Below are 17,423 nucleotides of genomic sequence, written 5' to 3' on the forward strand. Positions count from 1 at the left end.
TTCCCCTACTCCTTCGTGCTGTTTATCAGCCTTTTCCAGACTGATTTTTCGAGATTATGATTTTCGAGATACCTTCGTGTACGTCTTCTCCCGGCTCGCCGTCAGAAATGACCGGTGAACCAGGCTTTCATGCGCTCAAACAGCGTGGGTGCATCTTCACCCTTAAGCGCCGGCGCCCGCCCCAGATCCATCTGGCGGAAGCCATGGATCAACAACCCAACGCCCGTAGCGTAGATGGGGTTGTTGACTACCTCCGTCATACCGGAGACCGCCTGCGGACAGGCCAGCCTTACCGGCATGTGGAAGATTTCTTCGGCCAGTTCCACCACGCCTTCCATGGTGGAGGAACCGCCGGTAATCACGATGCCGGCCGGGATCAGGTCTTCGAATCCCGAACGACGAAGTTCAGACTGCACCAGGGTGAACAGCTCTTCGTAACGCGGCTCCACCACCTCGGCGAGCGCCTGACGGGACAGGTCCCGTGGCGCCCGGTCGCCCACGCTGGGCACCTTGATGGTTTCATCCGCGCCAGCCAGCTGCGTCAAGGCGCAGGCGTACTTGATCTTGATTTCCTCGGCATTCTGCGTGGGTGTCCGCAGGGCCATGGCAATATCGTTGGTGACCTGATCGCCAGCGATAGGGATGACCGCCGTGTGCCGAATGGCGCCACCGGTGAACACAGCGATATCGGTAGTACCACCGCCAATATCCACCACGCAGACACCCAGCTCCTTTTCATCCTCGGTGAGGATGGCGTGACTGGATGCCAACTGCTCCAGAATGATGTCATCCACTTCCAGACCGCAGCGCTTCACGCACTTCTCGATGTTCTGGGCGGCGTTCACCGCACAGGTAACGAGATGAACCTTGGCCTCCAGGCGAACGCCGGACATCCCCATTGGCTCCTTGATGCCCTCCTGGCTGTCGATGACAAACTCCTGCGGCAATATGTGAAGAATCTTCTGATCCGCCGGAATTGCCACGGCCTGAGCGGCGTCAATCACCCGGTCAATGTCGGCCTGGGTCACCTCCCGGTCACGGATCGCTACAATGCCGTGGGAGTTGAGGCTCTTGATATGGCTGCCGGCAATACCCGCGTAGACCGAGTGAATTCGGCAACCCGCCATCAGCTCGGCTTCTTCCACCGCACGCTGTATCGCCTGGACCGTGGTTTCGATATTGACCACCACGCCACGCTTGAGCCCGCGGGAGGGGTGGGAACCGATACCCACCACCTCAATGGTCCCGTCCATTTTGCGCTTGCCGACGATCGCAACCACTTTCGAGGTTCCGATATCGAGGCCGACAATCATGTTTTCCGTTTCAACCGATGACATGTATTCCACCAAACCGTAGGTCTGAATTAAGCGTTGCTATGATTTCGTCCGCGAGGCCGTTTCTGACGGCTTCCACTGAACCGCCACCCCATTGCTGTAGCGGGCATCCACCCGTCTGACTTCGTCTGAGCGCGACGCCAGCCGTTCCTGATAAACCGTGACAAAGCGTTCAAAACGCGCCTCAACCTGATCCCTGCCCAGAACCACTTCGATGCCGTTGGCAAGCGTCAGCGTCCAGGCTCCACGCTGTTCAAGACTCAGCCCCGCAAACCCGAGATTATGGCCGGTGAGCGTATCCGACATGGTCCTTGCCATATCAATCACTTCCTTCACACGCTCATCCGGACCAGCCAGCCGAGGCAGTCGCCCGGCCACTTCAGGATTAGGCGGCGCAAACAGTTCTCCGTTGCGGCTCACCAGCCGGTTGCTGTTCCAGTACGCCAATGGTTTTTTCTCACGGATGTCGATCTGAAGTCGGTCCGGCCATACGCGCTTGACCGCTGCAGACTCCACCCATGGGCGCTGTTCCAATCTCTCCTTGATGTCAGAGAGATCCGTGGCAAAGAAACTCCGACCTATCCACTTGCCCGCACTGCGCTCCAGCGCCGTACGATTTTCGCCCACCAGTTCGCCCTTGACGTCGATGGCCATGACCTGACGATCCATGGCGCTCAGCACTTCGCTGGTTCCCCAGGGAACCAATGCCGCCAGCAGGACAATACCTGCGCCCATGAGCGCCTGCCCCCAGGGCGCGGCGGACAATACAGCTCTCAGCAAACCAAACCGGTCCCGCTCTGGCCCAAGGGAGGTAGCTCCCCTGCGCTTCGGTGGGTCGGACGGTACCGCCCGGCTCCGGATCAGCAGCTTATCAAGCATCGCCTGCCTCCAAGGTGTCCATGAGGATCCTCACCACCAGTTCCTCGAAACTGATACCGGCCGCCCGGGCCGACATGGGCACCAGACTGTGGTCAGTCATTCCAGGGACCGTGTTCACTTCCAGAATCCAGAATTCCCCCTGGCGGTCCTGCATGATGTCTACCCGGCCCCAGGTTCGGCAGCCCAGCACCCGGAACGCATCCAATGCCAGATGCTGGAGCTTCAACTCGCTGTCCGGGTCCAGCCCGCAGGGGATTTGGTAGCGGGTGTCATCGGCCAGGTACTTGGCGTCGTAGTCGTAGAAAACATGGTCCGTGCACAAGCCAATGGCCGGCAACGCCTGATCCTGCAATAGGCTGACGGTAAATTCCGGGCCTTCAATCCACTCTTCAACGAGAACCAGAGGGTCCAGAGCAGCCGCCTGCGTATAAGCTTCAACCAGCTCCTGCTCACTGTTCACTTTGCGAATACCAATGCTGGAGCCTTCCCGCGAGGGTTTTACGCTCAACGGCAACGACAGCGACTGTAGTAGGCTGCCGGCCTCCTCCGCAGAAGCCATGGCACGGAATTTCGGAGTTGGCAATCCGCAGCCTTCAAACACGTATTTGCTGCGCAGCTTGTCCATGGCCAGCGCGGAAGCCAGCACGTCGCTGCCCGTAAAGGGAATACCCGCCTGGGACAGGATGGCCTGAATCGTGCCGTCTTCCCCGCCGCGCCCGTGAAGAGCAATAAAAACCCTGTCAAACTCAGGCTCTTCTACGGTTTTCAGCAAACAACCACGCACATCCACGGCATAGGCGTCGACGCCGGCGGAGACCAGTGCCGACAATACGGCCTGCCCGCTTTTCAGAGACACTTCACGTTCTGCGGAATCACCGCCCAAGAAGACTGCCACCCGCCCCAGTGCCTTCAGCGTCTCCGGATCGGCCTGATAACCTTGTGAATCGACAGTCCTGGCCACCTCACTCATCCGCAATCACTCCTGCTGCTGCCAGTCGCGCAGCCACTCCGCCTATATCACCCGCGCCCTGTGTAATCAGCAGATCGCCATCTTGTAAGGTGTTGGCAAGCAGGGCTTCGATTTCTCCATTTTCTTCCACAAACAGCGGCTCCACGCTGCCTCGCTGCCGCAAGCTGCGACACAATGCACGGCCATCGGCACCCGGTATCGCCGGCTCACCCGCTGAATACACGTCCATCAGCAACAGCCCGTCCACTTCCGAAAGTACCCTGACGAAATCCTCGTAAAGATCCCGGGTACGGGTGTAGCGGTGAGGCTGGTAAAGCATGACCAACCTGCGATCAGGCCAGGCATCACGGGCAGCACGAATAACGGCTTCCACTTCCGTGGGGTGGTGGCCATAGTCATCAATTAGGGTGACAGTGCCCTTGCGGGTGCTGTAGTCGCCGTAGACCTGGAACCGGCGCCCCACCCCGGCAAAGCCCGCAAGGCCCCGACAAATGGCGGCATCATCCACGCCCTCATCGGTGGCCACGGCAATGGCCGCCAGAGCATTCTGCACGTTATGGCGGCCTGGCATTTTCAGTTCCACATCCAGATCACTGCGACCACCCGGACGACGAACCACAAACCGTGTCCGCAGGCCATCGGATTCAATGTTTTCAGCCCGGTAGTCGGCGTCCGGATTATCGATGCCATAGGTAATGATGGCGCGAGAGATCCTGGGGATAATTTCCTGCACGAAGCCGTCATCCACACACATCACCGCAACGCCGTAAAACGGCAAGTTGTGGAGGAAGTCCACGAATGTCTGCTTCAGGCGCTCAATATCTCCGCCATAGGTGTCCATGTGGTCGGCTTCAATGTTGGTCACCACCGAAATCACCGGCGTCAGATGCAGGAAAGAGGCATCGCTTTCATCGGCCTCAGCCACCAGATAGCGGGAACCACCAAGCTGCGCATTGGTTCCGGCGCTATTGAGCTTGCCGCCAATCACAAACGTGGGATCCAGGCCAGCCTCTCCCAGAACCGATGCAATCAGGCTGGTGGTGGTGGTTTTGCCATGAGTGCCAGCCACGGCAATGCCATGGCGATAGCGCATGATTTCCGCCAGCATTTCCGCACGGGGTACGATCGGCACTCGTCGGCCGCGAGCCGCCGATACTTCTGGGTTGTCCCCCGTTACCGCAGACGACACCACAACCACGTCAGCACTGGCACTGTTCTCCTCGCGATGCCCGATGAACACCTCAACACCCATGCCGGTGAGCCGGTCGGTAACCGCGCTCTCACGAATGTCAGAACCGGATACATCGTAGCCCTGGTTCTTCAGAACCTCGGCAATACCGCTCATGCCGGCACCGCCGATCCCCACAAAATGAATATTGCGGATACGGCGCATCTCGGGCACCTGATAGACCAGTGGGGGATTTGTGGATTCAGCCATTCGCGGCCTCCAAACAGTAATTCACGACTCTCTCCGTTGCATCGGGGCGAGCCAGCGTTTTAGCAGCCCTCGCCATGTCCATAATCCGGCGGCGGTCCTTGCCGAGATCGGTCAGGGTTTCCGCCAGCAGATCGGCCGACAGCTTTGGCTGCGGGATCAGGATGGCGCCTTTCGCGTTGACCATCTGCTGTGCGTTCCGGGTCTGGTGGTCGTCCACAGCGTGGGGAAACGGCACCAGCACGGCGCCTACGCCGGCAACGCACAACTCAGAAACGGTCAGCGCACCAGACCGGCAGAGCACAATGTCGGCCCAGCCGTAGGCCTCTGCCATATCTTTGATAAATGGTTCCACCGATGCATCCACGCCGTGGTCACGGTAGGCATAACCGGCTTCCTCGATATTTTTCTCGCCACACTGATGTCGCACCGTTGGCCGTTCGGCCTCCGGCATCTGAGCCAATGCCGCCGGCAGCGTGCGGTTAAACACCTGGGCACCAAGGCTGCCACCTACCACCAGTAACCGCAGCGCGCCCGAACGTCCGGACATCCTCTGATCAGGTTCGGCAAGCTCTGCCAAATCCTGCCTGACCGGATTGCCGGTACAGCGGGTTACCACAGTCGTGCCGAAGCTCCCGGGAAAGGCCTCCAACACGGTATGAGCGAAGCGCACCAGAATGCGGTTGGTCATTCCGGCAATAGCATTTTGCTCGTGAATTACCAGCGGCACCCGATTCAGCCAGGCGGACAGGCCGCCAGGACCGGTCACAAAGCCACCCATGCCGATGACGCAATGTGGGCGGATGGCGCGAACGATGGTAAAGGCCTGGCCAAGAGCGCGCATCAGCCGGAACGGCGCCATCAACAAGGCCAGGCGCCCCTTACCCCGAAGCCCTGAGATCTGGATCAGCGACAGCGGTATGTCGGTTTCTCCGATCAATCGCTCTTCCATACCACCACGAGAACCCAACCAGAAAACCTCATGCCCCTTGTCCTGCAGCTGTCTCGCCGTTGCCAGGGCAGGGAAAACATGGCCACCGGTGCCACCAGCCATCATCAGAAAGCGCCGTTTATCAGTCATAAACCGCACCTCCCCTGGCCGCTGGTTTACGGGCCTTCTCGCCAGCTCGCTTCTCGCGGTCCAGCCGCTCCATCTCCACCCGGGCCAGCACACCAATACAGACAGCGGTAATCATCAGGCTGGAACCGCCATAGCTCACGAGCGGCAAGGTCAGTCCCTTGGTGGGCAGAAGCCCCGTGCTGACCGCCATGTTGATACCGGCCTGCAAACCAATCAGTAAAGTAATGCCATAGGAGAAACACGCAGCGAATGGCATGCTCGCCTTCTCGGCCCTTCTGGCAATCACAAACCCAGTCACCACCAATACGGTGAACAGGCCCAGCACCATCAGCGACCCCAACAGCCCGAATTCTTCCGCAATGATCGCGAAGATAAAGTCGGTGTGGGCCTCCGGCAGATAGAACAGTTTCTGTACCGAATTCCCCAACCCTGTACCCGCCCAGTCGCCACGACCGAACGCAATCAGCGACTGGGTTAGCTGGTAGCCGGTATCAAACTGGTCTTTCCAGGGGTCGAGGTAACTCACAACACGCTTCAACCGGTAGGGCTGGGTGAATACCAGCACGGAGCCCATCACCACCAACACGCCAATCAGCGGCATAAACCGGCTAAGCCGAACGCCACTCAGGAAAATCATGCCGGCTGATGCTGCAACCAGTACCACCGTGGCGCCAAAATCCGGCTCGATAACCAGCAGCACCGAGGCAATACCCAGTACGCCCAACGGCTTGAGGAATCCGGGCCAGGTGTTTAGCAACTCATCCCGACGACGCACGACGTAGCCGGCCAGATAGGCAATCAGGCAAAGCTTGGCAATTTCCGACACCTGAACATTGAACAGCCCGAACGAGATCCAACGGGTGGAGCCATTCACCGTACGCCCGAGGGGCGTCAGCACCAGCAGCAGGGACAGCAAACCGACCCCGAGCAACAGCCACCCGCTGCGCTCCCACCAGGAGATCGGCACGTTGACGGCAATCAGCGCAAGTACGCAGCCGATGCCGGCAAAAATAAGCTGACGGATCACATAGTGGTAACTGTTGCCCATGGTTTCCGCCGCCATGTCCATGGAGGCGGAAGAAATCATCACAATGCCCATGACCAGCAACGCAGCGGAACTGATGATCAGCAGTGGCAGCGGCCGCAGATCACGGAACAGGCCGTGATGGGTGGTGAGGGAGAGATCAGCGTGCATCACAGCCCCTCCACCTGTTGACGGAAACGATCGCCACGATCCCCATAGTCGCGGAACATGTCGAAGCTGGCACAGGCAGGTGACAACAGTACCCGGTCACCCGGTTGGGCCAGTTTTTTTGCCGTATGGACAGCGCCTGCGATGTCAGCGGCGTTGACCGTCTCCACCCGATTACCCAAGGCGGTGGCGATGGTCCCAGCATCAGCGCCGATCAGTACAACCGCGCGACAATGAGCTGCCACGGGTTCAGCGAGCAATGAGAAATCAGCGCCCTTGCCTTCACCACCGGCAATCAACACGATCTTTCCACCCGTTGGCACCAGGCTTTCAATGGCGGCGGTCGTCGCTCCTACATTGGTGCCCTTGGAGTCATTGATGTAGTCGACATCACTCACCCGCCGAACGAATTCGCACCGATGCGGCAGCCCCTTGAAACGCTTGACAGTGTCCAGCATCACGTCCATAGGTAATCCGGCAGCGTGTCCAAGTGCCAGTGCCGCCATCACATTGCTGATATTGTGCTGGCCCATCAGGCCCAATTCCTCGGCCAACAGCAGGTTGTCGAAACCGAAGGTAATCCAGGTGCCTTCATCGTCATCGCGGGTACTGAACGTATCCGGGTTAACACGGTAAAAACCGAAACACAGGAACCGGAGGTTGTCCCTCGCCATGGGCGTGCTCAGGGCATCGTCCAGATTGACCACGGCGTTCTGGCAGCCGTTGAAAATTCGTTGTTTGGCCTGGAAATAGGCCATCTTGTCCGGATAGCGATCCATGTGATCATCGCTGACGTTCAGCACTGTGGCCGCCAGGGCATTCAGTTCCCGGGTGGTTTCGAGTTGGAAGCTCGATAATTCCAGAACATACAGGTCCGCGCCCCGGCCAAGCAGATCCAGCGCCGGAGTGCCAATATTGCCGCCGACTTCCACACGGCGGCCAGCAGCCCTGGCCATCTCTCCGACCAGCGTGGTCACTGTGGTCTTGCCATTGGAACCGGTGATGGCAATGATCGGCGCGTCCGCTGCTTCGGAAAACAGGTCGATGTCACCGCGAATGACAGCCCCTTGATCGGCCGCACCCCGAATCGCTGGTTCGGCAACACTGATCCCGGGGCTGACCACCAACTCGTTAAATCCGGCAAACAGTTCGGCATCAAACTCACCCAGGTACACGGGCAGGTCCGGCCATTCGGCCCTCAGTTCATCCAGGCCGGGCGGCGACAGGCGGCTATCAGCCACGGCAACGTCGCGGCCTTTTTCGCACAGATAGCGCACGCAGGAGAGCCCGGTTTTACCGAGCCCTACAATCAGCGTTCGACGATCTGAAACGATGACACCCATGGTGCTTTGCTTCCCTATCTCAGTTTCAGGCTGGCCAGGCCGACCAGTACTAACACGACAGTGACAACCCAGAAGCGCACAATAACGCGCGGTTCCGGCCAGCCCTTCAATTCAAAATGGTGATGCAGCGGCGCCATGCGGAATATCCGCCGGCCAGTCAACCGGAAGGACGCCACCTGCAGAATCACGGAGACGGTTTCCATAACGAACACGCCGCCCATGATGAACAATACGATTTCCTGCCGTACGATCACCGCCACGACACCCAGCGCGGCGCCAAGCGCCAGAGCGCCAACATCGCCCATGAAAACCTGGGCGGGATAGGTGTTAAACCACAGAAACCCCAGCCCGGCACCCACCAGCGCACCACAGAACACAATCAACTCCCCGGTGCCCGGCAAATGAGGAATCAGCAGATAATCGGCGAACTGAGCGTGACCAGACACGTAAGCAAAGATGCCCAAGGCCGCTGCCACCATCACTGTCGGCATAATGGCCAGCCCGTCCAGGCCATCGGTCAGGTTCACCGCGTTGCTGCTACCCACAATCACGAAGTAGCTCAGCAAAATGAACAATACCGGCCCCAGAGTCAGCGATACGTTCTTGAAAAATGGCACGTAGAGCGACGTTTCCTGGGGCAGTGCGGAACTCATGAACAACACTACCGCCGCCGTCGCTCCGATCACTGACTGCCAGAAATATTTCCAGCGCGCAGGCAGCCCCCTCGGATTGCGTTCCACCACTTTTCGGTAGTCGTCCACCCAGCCAATCGCACCGAACAACAGCGTGACCAGAATCGCCACCCAGACATACCGGTTGCTCAGGTCCGCCCACAACAATGAGCTGACCCCGACAGCCACCAGAATCAGCGCACCACCCATGGTCGGCGTGCCCGCTTTGCTCAAATGCGTTTGTGGGCCGTCGTCACGAACCGCCTGACCAATCTGGTACTGGCTGAGTTTGCGAATCATCACCGGGCCGATCAGCAGGGAAATCAACAGGGCCGTCAACACCCCGAAGATCCCCCTGACGGTCAGGTACTGGAAAACCGTCAGCGCGGAAAAGTACTGTGAAAGAGCCTCTGTCAGCCAGAGCAGCATGCGTTACCCACCTTTTCTTGTATTCCCTCCACCACGCGATCCATGGCGGAACTGCGAGAACCCTTGACCAGTACCGTCTGTGACTCGGCAGGCCCCTCGAACAGACGACGCACGGCGTCGTCATGGCTCGCACACACCTCAGCGGCGTCTCCGAAACCCTCAACATATCCTTCACAGCCAGGCCCCACGGCAATCAGTCTCTCGATGCCCCTCGCCCTGGCGAACTCGCCAATCTCCCGATGCAGCGCGAGACTGTCCTGCCCTAACTCAGCCATCGCCCCCAACACAGCCACACGGCTGGCTGGTCGCGCAGCCAACACATCCAAAGCAGCTTTCATGGAGGCAGGGTTGGCGTTGTAGCTATCGTCGATGACGGTCAGTTTTGGCGTCAGCACCATCATTTGCAGGCGCCCCTTTACCGGTTTCAGAGCCGCCAGCCCCGCCTTTATCGCCTCATTATCTGCACCCAGCTCGCGTGCAGCGGCAATCGCCAACAATGCATTGGTGATATTGTGCTCGCCCTGCAGGGAAAGCCTGACGTCACAGGACCAGCCGTCCGGCCCCTGAGCGCAAAACATCCGAACATCGCCATCGCTGTGGATATCGTTGGGGACGTAATCGGCCCCTTCACTTGCCCGGCCACTGACACCTGCGACCCGACGCTGGCCTGCCCGCTGCCGCCATAGATCAAAAGCCGGGTCATCACTGTTCAGGACGACAAGACCGGTTTCCGGCGCGCCATCAATGATTTCACCCTTTGCACGCACCACATTGTCATAACCACCAAACCCTTCCAGGTGCGCTTGCCCGGCGTTGGTGAGGATGACCACTTCCGGCCGAACAATGTTGACGGTGTGGGCTATTTCCCCCAGGCCACTGGCGCCGAGCTCAATCGCACCCAGTTGGTGCTCCGGTGACAGCCTGAACAGCGTCAGGGGAACGCCAATGTGGTTATTGAGGTTGCCCTCGGTGGCGAGGGTATTGCCTACCTGCGAAAGAATCGCGGCCACCATTTCGCGTACCGTGGTCTTACCGCTGCTACCGGTGATCGCCACAAAACGCGCAGTGCTTGCATTGCGATTCGCCAGGGCCAGTTGTGCCAATGCGTCTATCGTGTCCGAAACCCGGATCTGCGGAAGCCCCATGCTCGGGTCTGCCTTGTCTACAACAGCTGCAACGGCTCCAGCCTTCTCGGCCACAGCCAGATAATCATGTCCATCGAAGTTCTCACCCCGAAGCGCCACGAACACGTCTCCGCTGGCGATTCGGCGCGTATCGGTCGAGACACCCTGAAACATCAGGCCGTCCAGATCACCCACAGCCACAGTGCCACCAAGCCAGTTGACAGCATCGGCCAGCGCAAATGGCCGCATCATGCGACACCCCCATTCAGCGACAGCGCATGCCGCACCTGTTCAGCGTCGCTGAACGGAAATCTCTGGCCTGCCACTTCCTGCCACGCCTCGTGGCCCTTTCCGGCAACCAGTACAATGTCCCCCGCCACGGCAGAGTGAATGGCCTGGCGAATCGCCTCTGCACGATCATGGATAACCGCAATCTGTTCCGGATGTTCAAATCCGGCGACGATGTCTGAGGTAATGGCATCCGGGTCTTCACTGCGCGGATTGTCATCCGTCACGATTACGACATCCGCTCCTCTTTCCGCTTCCCGGGCCATCTCTGGCCGCTTTCCGGTGTCGCGGTCGCCGCCACAGCCGAACACACAGAACAGCCGCCCGCCAACATGGGGGCGCAAGGCGGCAAGCGCGCTGTTCAGGGCATCCGGGGTATGGGCGTAGTCCACAACAACGCGCACATCGTTACTGCCGGCGAAGGGCTCCAGCCGTCCCGGCGGCGGCGACAACCGCTCAACCGCCTGCTGAACCCTTTCTACCGGAACCCCCAGGCTGAGCACGGACGCCATGGCTGCCAGAATATTGCTGACGTTAAAGCTACCCAAAACCCGGGCGGACACGTTAAACCTGCCCCAAAGCCCGTCCACACTGGCGCTGAAACCATCAATGGACGGTGCGAATTCCGTCAACCAGAGCTCGGTCTGAGCCTCATGCAAGCTATAACGGACACGGTCGCATTTGCCGTCAAGCTTCTCGTAGAGCTGCCTGCCAAACGGATCATCAAAATTGATGACTGCGAAATGAAGCTCTTCGCGATGAAAAAGACGAGCCTTTGCCGCCCCATATGCGTCCATGGAACCGTGGTAGTCCAGATGATCCCGGGTAAGGTTGGTAAACACCGCACCGGTCATGGTCAGGTTATCGACCCGCCCCTGCTCGAGCGCGTGTGATGAGACTTCCATCGCCGCCGCGCGTCCACCTTGGGCGATGATCTTCGACAGCACGCGATTTACCTGCACCACATCCGGCGTAGTGTGTGCGCCTTCCTGCAGCGCACCGGGCATACCATAACCAAGGGTGCCGATAACGCCGCAAGGGGTGCCGGTCTCCTGCAACAATGTCGCTATGTAGTGGCTTACCGAGGTTTTGCCATTTGTTCCAGTCACGCCAATCAGGCGCAATCGCTGAGAGGGATGCTCGAAAAATCGATCCGCAATCTTCCCGAGATGAGCGCGCAATGCTGTCACCGGAACGATAAGAACACCTTCATGCTCGTAACATTCATCCGGCTGCGCTGACTCCAGCAGGATGACGGTGGCACCCGCACTGATCGCCTGTTCGATGTAGTGGTCGGCGGGCGTTCGGGCACCGGCCAGGGCAACGAACGCATCTCCCGCCCTGACGTCACGGCTGTCGGTCTTCAGGCCGTGGATTGTGACATCAAACACCGACGGTACCGGTGCGATTCCCTGCAACAATGTGCTGAGTGATGTAATACACATAACCCTAACCCCGCTCCCCGGATGCCCGACGCGGCGCTTTTGCGTCGCCCAGCTCCAGTTCCGGCTTTACGTTCAGCAGCCGCAATGCATCACCCATCACCCGGGCGAATACGGGCGCAGCCACTTCGCCACCGTAGTATTCGCCGGACTGGGGAGCATCGACAGCCACGACTGTAACAATCCGCGGATTGTCGATGGGAGCCATACCGGCAAATATCGCCTTGTACTGGCTGTCCTCATATCCATTCTTGCCCACCAGGTGCACCGTCCCGGTTTTACCACCGGCGGAATAGAATCCCGGTTGAGCCCGCTTTCCGGTACCGTTCTCGACCACTTCTCGCAACATCCCCCTGATCTGGAATGAGACTTCTTCGGAAAGAACTCGTTCCCCAACGGGTTTTTCTTCGGCTTTCAGCAGGCTCAGCGGGTAACGGATTCCGCCATTGGCCAGGACCATGTATGCCTGCGCCAATTGAAGCGCGTTGACGCTCATGCCATAGCCATAGGACAGGGTTGCCTCTTCGACCGGGCGCCACTTTGGTGGCGCAGGCAGCACGCCAACGGCTTCACCAGGGAACCCGATACCGGTTGGCTGGCCCAGCCCCAGACGGGCATACAGATCCCGGATAGTGTCGCCGCCCAATTCAGTGGCAATCTTGCTGATGCCAACGTTGCTCGATTTCGCAATCACGTCAGTCAGGCTGATCACCCCATAATTCCGATGATCACGGATCGTGAAACGACCAAAGCGCCGGTACCCCGGCGCTGTGTCAATGGTGCTGGATGCCTTGAATTTTCCCGACTCCAGCGCTGCTGCCATGGAAACAGGCTTCATCGTGGACCCCGGCTCAAACAGATCGGTAATGGCTTTGTTCCGTAAACGGTCGGGGCTCAGTTGGCTGCGGTCGTTGGGGTTGTAGGACCCCTGATTCACCATGGCCAACACCTCGCCGGTGTCCACGTCCAGCATCACCAGAGTGCCACCCCTGGCGTCGTGCGCACCGACGACGGCTTTCAGCTCCCGGTAAGCCAGATACTGGAGCCGCAAATCAATGCTGAGTTCCAGGTTGCGACCAGGCTTCGCGTCGCGGATCAACGTCAGATCCTTGATCACACGGCCACGGTTGTCTTTGAGCACCCGCTTGCGACCGCTCTCACCACTCAGCCACTGGTTGTAGGCCAGCTCGATACCTTCCTGACCGCTTTCATCGATATTCGTAAACCCGACCACATGAGCCGTCACCTCTCCAGCGGGATAGTAACGACGGTACTCCTGGCGGCTGTACACACCCGGAATACCCATTGCCAGCACCTGCCGAGCAATTTCTGGCTGAAGCTTACGGCGCAGGTAAATAAACTCGCGGCCCGAATACTTACGCAGCCGCTCGCGCAGCCTGGCCTCCTGAAGGCCCAACAGGCGCGCGACATTCGTCAGTCGCGGCTCATCCGCATCGATCTCGGACGGATTCGCCCAGATGGTCTGGACTGGAGTGCTCACCGCCAGTGATTCGCCGTGCCGGTCCGTCACCACACCACGATGCGCATCGATGCTTTCCACCCGAATGGTGCGAACGTCACCCTGCTTACGCAGGAACTCGTTGTCCACCACATGCAGGTCCACCAACCGCCAGGCAAGGGCACCGACAACCAACAGAAAAACGCCCAACACGGTGCCGTACCGCCAGGCCCCAAGCCCGGCAGCCAGTCGCTGGCCCCATGTTGCTGTTTTTCCCTGGTCCGACACTGTCTTCACCTTACGGTTTGTTGTTTTCGCTTAACGCGACCCGACGAGCGGCGCCATCAACGGCACCAGAACGATATCCTGTTTGCCTGGCACGACCATCCCGAAACGCTCGGAGGCCAGTTGCTCTACCCGTCCGTGGGCACTCAAAGCACTCTGCTCCAGTAACAACTGACTCCACTCACGCTGGTAGTTGTCACGCTGCTCCTGCAGCTGAGATAAGGAGTTGAACAATTCACGGTTCTCATGGGCACTGACAACTACGCCCAACGAGGACACAATCAACAGCATCACCAAACCCACGGTGATCAACACGCGCTTCTGCTGAAGTGCGGTAAAGACCTGGTTCGACAACCTGACCGCAGTGGCAACGCCGTCCCTGACACGCTTCCTGTTCAGTCGCGCTGTTTTTGTTGGCTGTTCAATCGCTACCGCGCCCATGATTACGCGCTCCCTAACTTGTGTTGTTCCGGTATCCGTTCAAGTACACGCATAACCGCGCTCCTCGCCCGCACGTTGTCGCTCACTTCTTCTGTATCCGCCTTGTTCGCCTTGCCGATCAACCGAAACGCCGATGCTTCCTGCTCTGCCGTCACCGGCACGCCTTTTGGCAATCTCGGTCCGCGCGCCAAGTCCCGCATGAAGCGTTTGACCAGCCGGTCCTCCAACGAATGGAAGCTGATAACCACCAGCCTTCCACCGGGCATCAACTTTTCAACAGCGGCATTGAGCCCAAGCTCCAGATCTTCCAGCTCCCGGTTGATAAAAATCCGGATTGCCTGGAACGTCCGGGTGGCCGGATGCTTGTGCTTTTCTTTTTTCGGCACCGCCTCACTGACCAACGACGCCAGTTGGCGCGTGGTTTCCAGCGGCGCCTCCTTACGCCGCTCCACAACAAGACGAGCGATACGGCGGGAGAACTTCTCCTCGCCGTATCGCCAGATCACGTTCGCGATGTCTTTTTCGTCCGCCTCGGCCAACCATTGCGCCGCACTTGGCGCCTGCCCGGGGTCCATTCTCATATCCAGTGGCCCATCGCGCATAAAGCTGAACCCCCTAGCAGCATCGTCCAGCTGCGGGGATGAAACACCAAGATCCAGCAAAACACCATTAACCTTCATCCACCCCTGGGCTTCAGCGGCAGCGCCCAGTTCCGCAAACGAGCCGTGAAATGGCTGAAACCGAGCATCGCTCGCCGACAGGTCTCGGGCCACCTGGATTGCGTCCGGATCCTTGTCGATACCCAGCAGCTTTCCGCCCTGCCCGAGCCGCCCCAGAATCAGCCGGCTGTGACCTCCGCGACCAAAGGTGCCATCGACATAAACGCCATCTGGATCGTTGACCAACAAGTCCACCGCCGAGTCCAGGAGCACGGAACGATGCCGGTACTGACCGGCAGGCTCATGCTCGCGGCCGGCTGTCATAGCGACAACGCCTCCATTTCCGGCGGCATTTCGTCTTCATCCGATGATTCGTCAAGCCAAGCGAACCAGCGCTCTTCGCTCCACAGCTCCAACTTCTTGCCCTGACCAATCAGCATCAATTTCTTCTCCAGGCGCGCATAACTGCGCAGTGTGGGCGGCACCAGGATGCGCCCCGCTGAGTCCAGCTCCAAAGGCGTGGCATGGCCAAGCAACAGTCGCTGCAACCTGCGGGCAGCCTTATTCATATTGGGAAGTGCTTCAATTTGTGGCCTTAGCGCCTCCCACTGGGGCTCCGGATACATCAGCAGACAGCGCTCTTCATCGGCATTGGCCGTCAATACAATGCGCCCACTGCAGGCATGCGCGAGCTCTTCGCGCACCCTGGCTGGGATCGCCAAGCGACCCTTCGCATCCATATTGATGGCATGACTGCCAAGAAAATTGCTCATTTGCACCAATTCCGGGGTTCAGAAACCACAAATAACCACTAGAAACCACTTTTTCCCACTTGTGCACACTATAGAAACACGCAATACACAATGCAAGCGCCGCGAACAGCGCCACACCCGGAAAAGTTCCTTTCATGACAAGAGGTTACAGAACAAGATTGGTAAAAAGACGGAGATTACGGAAAAGAAAAACCTAAAAATCAATCACCTGCAGTCAGTTCTGAAGACGGCAAGTGAACTCTAAGATTTTTTGGCTATAAAAGCTTTCTGGTGAGAATGACAAATGTCACATCAAACGGGGAAAGAAAAATGAGCTCGCCGGTAAGCCGGGTTCTGTCTGGGACAGTCATTCATCTAGGGCCTGCGTCACCACAGGCCTCAAGCAACCTACCCGAATCCAGCACGGGCCGCGCCATAGGATTCCTATTTGGTCTTGCTCCAGGTGGGGTTTACCATCGCCGTGAACTGTTGCCAGTCACGCGGTGCGCTCTTACCGCACCGTTTCACCCTTACCGGTGCCCGCAAACATGTCACGGTCACTTAGGCGGTATACTTTCTGTTGCACTTTCCGTCGGCTCGCGCCGCCCAGGCGTTACCTGGCACCTTGCCCTGTGGAGCCCGGACTTTCCTCCCCCGGTAAAACCGGCGGCGACTGTCTGGCGAGCTCGGGCGAGACCATACTCCAGCCCGCAGCGGCAGGCAAGCAAAACCGCGAACCAGCGACTTCCTGAGATCAGTCCTTCAGAGACAACGCTCGCTGATACAGCTCATTCTTGGAGATTCCGGTTAACTCCGAGGCCAGCTTCGCGGCCTTTTTGACCGGCAGCTCTGTCAGCAGTAACGTCAGCACCCGATCCGCCTCTGCCGACCCCACCGACAACTCCTCTGCGCTAGCGCCACGCACCATCACCACGAATTCGCCACGACTGCCATGGGGGTCCGCCTCCAGAGTTTGCCTGACATGGGCCGCCGCCCCTGCATAGAAAGTCTCGAACGTTTTGGTCAGCTCCCGGGCCAGCACGAGCTCTCGCTCTGCGCCCATTACCTCTGCAATATCTCCCACCGTATCGACAATACGATGAGGCGACTCATAGAACACCAAGGTAGCGGATTCCCTCACCAGGCGATCCAAAGCAGCCCTGCGCGCTCCGGATTTGGAGGGAAGGAAACCTTCGAACAAAAACCGATCCGTCGGCAACCCTGCCGCGCTCAGCGCAGAAATGAGCGCACAAGCACCAGGCACCGGAGTAACCCGATACCCCCTCGCCCGAGCCTCCCTTACCAACACAAAGCCCGGATCAGAGATCAGCGGCGTCCCTGCATCGGAAATCAAAGCCACATCCTGGCAGGCCGCAAGTTTGCCCAGAACCTGGCCCGCCTTGTCCCGTTCATTGTGTTCGTGCAAGGCCATCATTGGCTTGCTGATGCCCAGGTGCTGCAAAAGCCGGCCACTATGGCGGGTATCCTCGGCGGCAATCACCGCAACCCGCGACAAAACAGCCGCGGCCCTGGGAGACAGGTCATCCAGGTTGCCAATCGGCGTGGCAACGATATACAGGGTGCCAGCCTGTTCCGGCGGCTCGCTTTCTGAGTTCACACATCCCCCTCTTTACCCCCT

Annotated in this window: 15 protein-coding genes and 1 other RNA gene; all 16 read right to left on the bottom strand. The window is 58.9% G+C overall.

Going from position 1 to position 17,423, the window contains the following annotated elements:
• Positions 1-101: 101 nt before the first annotated feature.
• Positions 102-1,337, bottom strand: coding sequence for a cell division protein FtsA (ftsA, locus tag MDG893_RS14555; protein ID WP_007154574.1), 1,236 nt, complete (start codon positions 1,335-1,337; stop codon positions 102-104).
• A 36-nt stretch (positions 1,338-1,373) separates the two neighbouring features.
• Entirely contained in the window at positions 1,374-2,213 is an 840-nt protein-coding gene (locus MDG893_RS14560; protein WP_007154575.1) for a cell division protein FtsQ/DivIB, read from the bottom strand.
• Complete coding sequence (locus MDG893_RS14565; RefSeq protein ID WP_007154576.1) at positions 2,206-3,183, bottom strand: D-alanine--D-alanine ligase; 978 nt, start codon at positions 3,181-3,183, stop codon at positions 2,206-2,208. The genes MDG893_RS14560 and MDG893_RS14565 overlap by 8 nt, the downstream gene beginning before the upstream one ends.
• Positions 3,176-4,621, bottom strand: a complete 1,446-nt coding sequence (murC, locus tag MDG893_RS14570; protein WP_007154577.1) for a UDP-N-acetylmuramate--L-alanine ligase — start codon at positions 4,619-4,621, stop codon at positions 3,176-3,178. Before murC ends, MDG893_RS14565 begins: the two co-directional genes overlap by 8 nt.
• Positions 4,614-5,699, bottom strand: coding sequence for an undecaprenyldiphospho-muramoylpentapeptide beta-N-acetylglucosaminyltransferase (gene murG, locus MDG893_RS14575; protein WP_007154578.1), 1,086 nt, complete (start codon positions 5,697-5,699; stop codon positions 4,614-4,616). The genes murC and murG overlap by 8 nt, the downstream gene beginning before the upstream one ends.
• Positions 5,692-6,894 carry a putative lipid II flippase FtsW gene (ftsW, locus tag MDG893_RS14580; protein ID WP_007154579.1) on the bottom strand — a complete coding sequence of 401 codons (1,203 nt, stop codon included), beginning with the start codon at positions 6,892-6,894 and terminating at the stop codon, positions 5,692-5,694. Before ftsW ends, murG begins: the two co-directional genes overlap by 8 nt.
• Positions 6,894-8,234 carry a UDP-N-acetylmuramoyl-L-alanine--D-glutamate ligase gene (murD, locus tag MDG893_RS14585; RefSeq protein ID WP_007154580.1) on the bottom strand — a complete coding sequence of 447 codons (1,341 nt, stop codon included), beginning with the start codon at positions 8,232-8,234 and terminating at the stop codon, positions 6,894-6,896. The genes ftsW and murD overlap by 1 nt, the downstream gene beginning before the upstream one ends.
• 14 nt (positions 8,235-8,248) lie before the next feature.
• A complete protein-coding gene (gene mraY, locus MDG893_RS14590; RefSeq protein WP_007154581.1) occupies positions 8,249-9,334 on the bottom strand; it encodes a phospho-N-acetylmuramoyl-pentapeptide-transferase in 1,086 nt (361 codons plus the stop codon).
• A complete protein-coding gene (locus MDG893_RS14595; RefSeq protein WP_007154582.1) occupies positions 9,319-10,710 on the bottom strand; it encodes a UDP-N-acetylmuramoyl-tripeptide--D-alanyl-D-alanine ligase in 1,392 nt (463 codons plus the stop codon). Before MDG893_RS14595 ends, mraY begins: the two co-directional genes overlap by 16 nt.
• Complete coding sequence (locus tag MDG893_RS14600; protein ID WP_007154583.1) at positions 10,707-12,191, bottom strand: UDP-N-acetylmuramoyl-L-alanyl-D-glutamate--2,6-diaminopimelate ligase; 1,485 nt, start codon at positions 12,189-12,191, stop codon at positions 10,707-10,709. Before MDG893_RS14600 ends, MDG893_RS14595 begins: the two co-directional genes overlap by 4 nt.
• A 4-nt stretch (positions 12,192-12,195) precedes the next feature.
• Positions 12,196-13,935, bottom strand: a complete 1,740-nt coding sequence (locus tag MDG893_RS14605) for a peptidoglycan D,D-transpeptidase FtsI family protein (RefSeq protein ID WP_007154584.1) — start codon at positions 13,933-13,935, stop codon at positions 12,196-12,198.
• A gap of 30 nt (positions 13,936-13,965) precedes the next feature.
• Positions 13,966-14,373 (bottom strand): cell division protein FtsL, encoded by a 408-nt coding sequence (gene ftsL, locus MDG893_RS14610; protein ID WP_007154585.1) that lies wholly within the window; start codon positions 14,371-14,373, stop codon positions 13,966-13,968.
• Positions 14,374-14,375: 2 nt separating this feature from the next.
• Positions 14,376-15,356 (bottom strand): 16S rRNA (cytosine(1402)-N(4))-methyltransferase RsmH, encoded by a 981-nt coding sequence (rsmH, locus tag MDG893_RS14615; RefSeq protein WP_007154586.1) that lies wholly within the window; start codon positions 15,354-15,356, stop codon positions 14,376-14,378.
• Positions 15,353-15,805: a division/cell wall cluster transcriptional repressor MraZ gene (mraZ, locus tag MDG893_RS14620; RefSeq protein WP_007154587.1), complete on the bottom strand. Its 453-nt coding sequence runs from the start codon at positions 15,803-15,805 to the stop codon at positions 15,353-15,355. The genes rsmH and mraZ overlap by 4 nt, the downstream gene beginning before the upstream one ends.
• A gap of 306 nt (positions 15,806-16,111) precedes the next feature.
• An RNA gene (rnpB, locus tag MDG893_RS20525) (RNase P RNA component class A) lies at positions 16,112-16,473 on the bottom strand.
• Positions 16,474-16,538: 65 nt separating this feature from the next.
• Complete coding sequence (gene rsmI / locus MDG893_RS14625) at positions 16,539-17,402, bottom strand: 16S rRNA (cytidine(1402)-2'-O)-methyltransferase (RefSeq protein WP_007154588.1); 864 nt, start codon at positions 17,400-17,402, stop codon at positions 16,539-16,541.
• Positions 17,403-17,423: the final 21 nt, after the last annotated feature.

Source organism: Marinobacter algicola DG893 (assembly GCF_000170835.1).
GTDB classification, from domain to species: Bacteria; Pseudomonadota; Gammaproteobacteria; order Pseudomonadales; family Oleiphilaceae; genus Marinobacter; species Marinobacter algicola.